The organism is Acinetobacter sp. V2, from assembly GCF_001188385.1.
Lineage (GTDB): Bacteria > Pseudomonadota > Gammaproteobacteria > Pseudomonadales > Moraxellaceae > Acinetobacter > Acinetobacter oleivorans.
In genome coordinates, this window is sequence record NZ_JZFB01000001.1 from 1,534,982 (window position 1) to 1,536,021 (window position 1,040).

At 40.3% G+C, this 1,040-nt stretch carries 1 protein-coding gene; it reads right to left on the reverse strand.

Annotated elements, in window-relative coordinates:
* The coding region (locus UC75_RS07045) for a lipase family protein (protein WP_228137145.1) at positions 1–1,040 on the reverse strand (1,040 nt) is incomplete at both ends.

Sequence of the window (1,040 nt, forward strand, 5' to 3'; positions counted from 1 at the left end):
GCATTCGCATTTTGACATATGATTGCTTGTGTATGGGTTGCATTCGGTACAATAGTTAGCTTATAGCCTTTATCATAGGCTGCTTGTGGGAAAAATTTCAAAGCATTCGCTTTCATATTCGCGAATAAGCCTTGTGTGACTACAGGCAATACAGCTTGATCTTTTTCACCTTGAATAATAAATACAGGCGTTTTAATGACTTTCTCGACTGTAGCATTCGTCGCAGGTTGAGTTGCTGTCAAAAAGTTTTGAACAACTTGATCTGTCTTGAATTTATTCAGATCAATACCGTACTGTGCAATTTGATGCGTAGGGTCTGCTAAGTAAGCTAAAATACCCGCCTTAAACTTCGCTTGTAAACCATTTGCACTATCAGGTGTAGGATAACTTAAACAAGCCCCATCATCACCTGTACGTCCATAAGCCAATTCTGCAATGTCAGCCGCTCCTGATGTAAAAATTGTCTTAAAGTCATAGTTTGGTTGCTGTGCTTTAATCCCTGCACTTGCAAATGCTGCATATGCTAATAATTCAGCATAACCATCAGCAATTTGGTCAATCATCGCCTGACCTTCAGCTTCTGTAATCAATTTATTAGCCACTGCATAACGAACTTGCAGCAAGTTTTCATCCAATTTATTTACTGCTTTAGGTTTTCCATTTGCGTCAAGATTAAATTGTGGGTCAATATAAATTTGAATAATTGTTCCCAAGCTTGAAGCAGGTGCTCCTGCTACAGCCCCCTTATAACTTGTATCCGCATTGGCAAATTCGGCAGTACCTAAAGATGCATGTCCACCTTGTGACTGACCAATTGACATCCAGTCACCCTTTAACTGGGTACCATAATGCTCTTTTACTGCTTTTACTGCAGCAAGCGCTGATTTTGCTTCGCTAGATAAGTTTAAGTACGGATGCACTCCTGGTGTACCTAAACCCTCATAATCTGGCGCCACAATCACATAACCAGCCGCCAATAAAGTCTCAGCTAGGATTTTAAATCGTGGATTAATTGTATTCTTACTTGGCGCACAACCATC